General features: G+C 55.4%; 2 protein-coding genes and 4 pseudogenes. 2 read left to right on the top strand and 4 right to left on the bottom strand.

The features are described from left to right. Positions 1-203 (top strand): annotated as a pseudogene (locus E4K65_RS48360) (M24 family metallopeptidase); the annotation flags it as partial. A gap of 11 nt (positions 204-214) precedes the next feature. Here the strand turns inward: E4K65_RS48360 and E4K65_RS46155 are convergent. Then, positions 215-612, bottom strand: a pseudogene (locus tag E4K65_RS46155) (IS5/IS1182 family transposase); the annotation flags it as partial. A gap of 633 nt (positions 613-1,245) precedes the next feature. Further along, on the bottom strand, positions 1,246-2,178 hold the full coding sequence (locus E4K65_RS46150; protein ID WP_167771702.1) for a D-2-hydroxyacid dehydrogenase: 933 nt from the start codon (positions 2,176-2,178) through the stop codon (positions 1,246-1,248). A 958-nt stretch (positions 2,179-3,136) separates the two neighbouring features. Here E4K65_RS46150 and E4K65_RS46145 point away from each other — a divergent pair. Continuing rightward, positions 3,137-4,099 (top strand): D-2-hydroxyacid dehydrogenase, encoded by a 963-nt coding sequence (locus E4K65_RS46145; protein WP_135179694.1) that lies wholly within the window; start codon positions 3,137-3,139, stop codon positions 4,097-4,099. Between the two features lie 521 nt (positions 4,100-4,620). On the opposite strand, the pseudogene E4K65_RS46140 reads toward E4K65_RS46145, so the two are convergent. Both E4K65_RS46140 and E4K65_RS48095 read right to left on the bottom strand, forming a co-directional pair. After that, positions 4,621-5,052, bottom strand: a pseudogene (locus E4K65_RS46140) (transposase); the annotation flags it as partial. A 268-nt stretch (positions 5,053-5,320) separates the two neighbouring features. Further along, positions 5,321-5,531 (bottom strand): annotated as a pseudogene (locus tag E4K65_RS48095) (phosphoglycerate dehydrogenase); the annotation flags it as partial.

Here is a 5,531-nt window from a genome sequence, read left to right as displayed (position 1 = left end):
TGGGATATCCGCCTGCAGTTGGTGAAAAGACGGTCAGCCTTCGGAAAGGTGACCAAACCGTTTTGCGGCCTGGCATGTGTTTCCACATGATGTCTGGTCTTTGGCTTGAGAATGAGGGAATTACGATCACGCAGCCATTCGTTGTAACTGAAACTGGTTATGAGGCCCTAACGAAGATCCCGCGCCAGCTATTCATCAAGTAAATTGTCGTCCGTTAAGAAGCCGGATTGAGCGCGGCTTGACGAGGAATGTCAGGCCATAGCGGCCCGAGTAGCACGCACAAGTGTTCTCTGAGCCAAGCGAGGATGCGGCGGAAGCTCTGGCCGACGGCTGAGAGGACGACGTTGGCGGCATCGCCGGCGCGGCCTTTGAGGTAGCAGCGGCCGAGGTAACCTTCGGTCTTCAGGTGTCCGATGATTGGTTCGATGGCGGAGCGACGGCGCAGCTCGCGATGACGTCGAGGATGCCGCGCTTTTGGTCGGAGATGTAGACGCGACGGGGAATTTGTGCGTCGTGGCCGCGGTATCCCTTGTCGACATAAGCCCGCTCGATCACACAGCCGGTGAGTGTCTCGGTACGGTCGATGACATCCCGCAAGGTGTGGCCATCGTAGATGTCCTTGAGCAACAACAGCCCGATCATGAAAGCGGGTCTCGATCCCCGGCCTGCCGTTCTCGCTGTAGAGCGGAGCGATCTCGCCGTCGATCCAGTCCCAATCGATCCCGTCGTCTTGCGCTTCTTCGGCCGCATCGTCCCCTCCGACGCAACACTGAATCACGCTCTACAGCGAAGGGGAATCCACAAATGAATTTGCAAGGTTCAGGCGCTCAAGCCCCGAATCCTTGCAAAGTCAAAATGCCCCCGTATCCCTGAAACAGACTCTCGCTCAATCGCTTAGAGCCTTGTTCACGGACGACCAAGTTTCTATAAACTCCTCGATGTCCGAGGTAGCAGGCCCCGACAAATGAGCCGTATGCACAGGCGGTCTTTACCCGCCGACTTCGAGCGTAGGAGGTGCTGCTTGCCCTCCCTGCTTTGAAAGTCGACATAACTCCGGTTATGCGTGAGGCGCATCCGAATGCGCCGTGCCGCCTCCTACGTGCCGCGAGAGGGCGGAGCATATCTCAGATTGACGCACCGCCGCGATGCAGTGACGCTGAGGGGCCTCACGCCCTACGAATACATCTGCAAACCCGCAGCATGGTTGCACGAATTCGTCGCGTGAAGCCGTCATTTGGCGGCGAGTCAATATTCCCGCTGAAGATCAACAATATTTTTCATCGGCTGAAAATTAAGAAGTCTCTTCGCATTTTCGAACACCAGGTCGAGGGTCATTGGAATATATTGCTCTGCGTCGTCCGACAGGCAGTGCGGGGTAATAAACAGATTAGGTACGGTCCAAAGCCATGAGTCTGCGGGCAACGGCTCCGGATCGAAGACATCCAAAATGGCTCCCGAGATCTTTCCCGAATGAAGGCAATCCCCAAGCGCGTTGTAATCGCAAACTTTAGCGCGGCAGAAATTAGCAAAGCCTGCGCCTGGCTTCATAAGTGCAAATTCCGCTTTGCCGATCAAAGTGCGCGTCTCTTTGGTTAACGGAGTCGTCAAGAAAACAAAGTCGGCCTGGGGCAGCAGAGCGTGCAAAGCGCTGGGACCATAGGTCTCGTCACAACTGGGGTGAGGGGTGCCGCTGCGTCGAATGCCCACAACGCGCAAGCCAAGCTTTCGAAGTTCATTTGCGCCGGCGCTCCCTACCTCTCCGACCCCGATGATAAGCGCAGTTTTCCCTTTGATGCTTGTCGCGAATAGTGGATTCCAGTTTGCGTTCCGTTGGGCGGTCGCCAACCCAGGAATGTTACTGTTGAGCATCAAAGCAAACAGAAGGATAGACTCCGCGGCCTTCTGGCGATGTACGCCTCGGTTGTTCGTGACTACGATCCCAGGCGATATCCACTCCGTAGGATGTAAGTGCTCGACTCCCGCTCCTATGACGTGGATACTTTTTAGTCGCGGTGATGCGTCCCGAATCAGCTCCTTCGGCATTCGGAAGCCAACGAACATATCGGCTGTCGCCAGTGCAGCTGCAACATTCTCCAAATTCCAACTAGTCGTCAGCTTGACCTTGCCCTCCAACGCTGGATGGCGCCGTAGCGCGGCATCGATAAGAGTTTCGGTCATATGGGTTACCGGAGAAGCCTCTCGTCGGCTGTCGAAATGGATATGCAGGGTAGGTGGTGACACCATCGTCTCCTCTAGATCTGGCCGGGCGTACGTTGCGAATCAGCTCATCAGATGATTCTGACGAAATGGTACCGCCTTGGGCAAAAAGTTGACTGGTTGTAATAGCTTTGTACATGGCGCGGGTGGCGAGTTAATGCATTGAGCGCTGCTCGCTTATAAAAATTCTGCGTTTCGTTCATTCGAACGTAGAATTCCCGCGGGGCTGCACAACGAAAGTCACGAACGGTGTTCAGCTTTCAGACGAGACCGAGCCGCTTTAGGTTATCGCAAGGGACAATATTGCACTAGCCACGCCGCTGCCGGCCGCATCCGTGTCTGACCGCCGTTGAGTTATCCGCTTCAGTACGATTACCGCGGCATTGCTTAACGGCTTCAACGCCGCTGAGTTGGTCAATCAGACCATAATCAACAGAGAAGGCGCAATCCTGCCGAATCCTGCGGAAGAAATTCTACCTTCGCCTACAGTTCCGGCAGTGACTGGCGATATGTGTGGTCTTTTCGCATATGTAGCAAAGCTCAATACGTTCGCCCCTTTAGTTCCTCGCGAAATCCTCAAGCACAGGGCGACAACGCAGGATTTGTGCAAAGATGGGCGAGCAAACGCATCAATTCGAAGCTGCAAATCCTTACCATAAAATCTGGTGCAAAAGAGCGCATCTAACGGCTGTTTGGGGGGGCACGGAATGCCGGGCTTGAACACTCGCGCTATGCCGCGGCCGAGTCCGCGCGAATCTGCGACTGAGCTCCGGATGGAGTCGTCCTTCAAAGCGATGCGGTTGCGTCCTAGACTAAGCGGTTAGACGCCACGTAGGGGACGATACTTCCTTAATAAGGATACGGCGTCGGCCCGACGGTATGGAACGAGAGCGCAGAACTTACCAATTGGAGAGAGAATATGGCCGTCCAAGGCTCTGCAATGACAATGGTTGTGAACCACGCTTCCGCCGAGTCGTTTGTGCGTCTTATAGAAGAACGCTTCCCGCAAGTTCGCACGATCGCAGCGCTGAACGTCGACCAATTGGAGCAGCACATAGCAGAAGCGGACGCGTTGCTTGGTTCTAGCTTCCCTGTTGACCTGGTAGATCAGGCCAAAAAACTACGTTGGTTTCAGAGCACTAGTGTGGGAATCGATTCCATGCTTCCGATCCGCCACAAGGTCTCCCACATGATCGTGACAAATGCGCGCAGTGTCCAGGGCGAAATAATTGCCGATTACGTAATGGCTGGCGCGACCATGCTGCACTGGGATTTCCGTAGGTATTTGCGCGACCAAGCAGAACGAAAATGGGCGCCTCGGATGGTGGCCCCGCTGGGTGACAAAACGCTTGGGATTGTTGGGTTGGGCTCGATTGGGACGACTATTGCTCGGCGTGCCAAGAGCGCGGGAATGACCGTGGTCGGATCTAGGCGAGATCCTTCTCAAACGGCCGAAGGCGTAGACCGAGTGTTCGGCTCTCATGAGCTTAAAGAGATGCTGCCCCTGTGTGATTTTGTCGTCCTGGCTGTACCAGCAACTACGGAGACGATAGGCCTGATCGGCGCTGCTGAAATCGCGAACATGCGGCGCGAGGCTTTCTTAATAAATATCGCTAGAGGTAATGTGGTTGTTGAGGATGAGCTCATTAGTGCCCTCCGCAGCGGTGCAATAGCCGGTGCGATGCTTGATGTGTTCGAGCGTGAGCCGTTGTCGGCAAACAGTCCTCTTTGGGATATGCAAAACGTCATTGCGACCCCTCATGTGTCTGGCGTCCCAACGAACTATGCAAAGCGGGTATTCCCGATCGTCGAAGAAAATATAAATCGCTTCCTAAACGGACAGACGCTGAAAAACGTTGTGGATCTCGAGCGCGGCTATTGAAGGATTTCGCGGCTTGTCGCGCTGCAGCCTTTTCGAAGACAACCGAAAGGTGATCAACGTGGAGCCTGGCTCCCGGACTTGGAGTTACCGTGAATGTTGCTGTAAGTAATGCAACCGCGTTGCAGTGACAAGTTTGCCGTTGTACAGCCGCCGGACGACGAACTCCGCAAGGTCTAACGCCGGCCTGCGCGGTTCGTAACGGAAACCATCAAACCGCCACTTACGCTGCTAAGCCGGCGAGAGCACCGCGTTGATCAAGTCGATCCAATACCTCAGTAGTCCTAGCAGGCTGACTTCTCGAGTGATTGGCCGGCCAGCTGCGAAATCGACGATGCTTCGCGTCCCCATTCGATATTGCGTTTAAGAACGTCGTCCGTGTTGGTACAGGAGGCCTACGTCCAGGGCGTCTCCGCCCGCTCGGTCTCGGGTGGTCGGAATTCCTAGAGACAAGGATAGGCGCAGATAGCTCTAGCGTAGCGGCGCACGCTTGCGCTTGCCGAGTCCTGTGGTATCGACGAGCACCGCTCTAGATCCTTGGGGGCGATGGCGCCAGTCTTTTGTGCCACCGACAGACTTTCCCGATCAGCGCGACGAGCTGTTCCTCGCCAAGCCGCTGGCGCCAGCGGGTCATCGACGATCGATCGAACGGCAGCCGTTGGCAGAAGGGCCATTCACCGCAGAAGTATTGGCAGTAGGGTTTCTCGATCCAGCGGGCGCACGGCACCTCATCTGACAGATTGTGCATATGCTTCAAAATGAACAGGCCAGCCACAAGCCGCGTCGGCAAGCCCGGCTGCCCCGACCCTATATTGGCACGCCGAGCTAAATCGATCGTCCAGGACGTTCCAATCGATCAGCCCCGCCAACCGCACCAGCGGATGACCCATATCGATGATTTGATCCAGGGCCGGAAGCAGCAGGTCCTTCTGGCGATCATCCCGCGGTTTGCTCATCGCTTTCCCGAATGCCGATGATCTGGGTCAGGGAATCACTAATCGCTCAAAAGCAAAATCCCAAGAACGCAAGAAAGCGCGGCCCAACACCCGACCTTCCTGCAAAATCGAATACTAAATCGAGGCCACTTCCGCGTATTTTCAGGCCGTTCCGTATTCTTCACGGATGACCAAGAGTGTGGTGGTAGAGGCGCGTAGTTCCTTGGAAAGCACGCGCCTCTCACCTAATAACCAGCAGGAGTCTTGCCGAGAGCCCGACTGCCTTAGGCTAGTACCCGAGTTCGAGATTGATTTCCCGCTTTAGCGGCTTGCCTGCGGCGAACTCCGCAAGATTTTCCGCGCCCCAATGGATATACCTTTCAAGAACGTCATCGGCATTAGCGGCCTGATCGATAGACCCGATGACGTTTGGCAGCTTTTGAATTTGCAGGCGAGGCACATCCCCTCTTGGGTAGGTTCGACCGAAATCGTATCGGAAC

Origin of the sequence: Bradyrhizobium niftali, assembly GCF_004571025.1 — a bacterium.
Lineage (GTDB): Bacteria > Pseudomonadota > Alphaproteobacteria > Rhizobiales > Xanthobacteraceae > Bradyrhizobium > Bradyrhizobium niftali.
The sequence above is the reverse complement of the archived record's forward strand: the minus strand, read 5'-3'. Positions and strand labels throughout refer to the sequence as shown.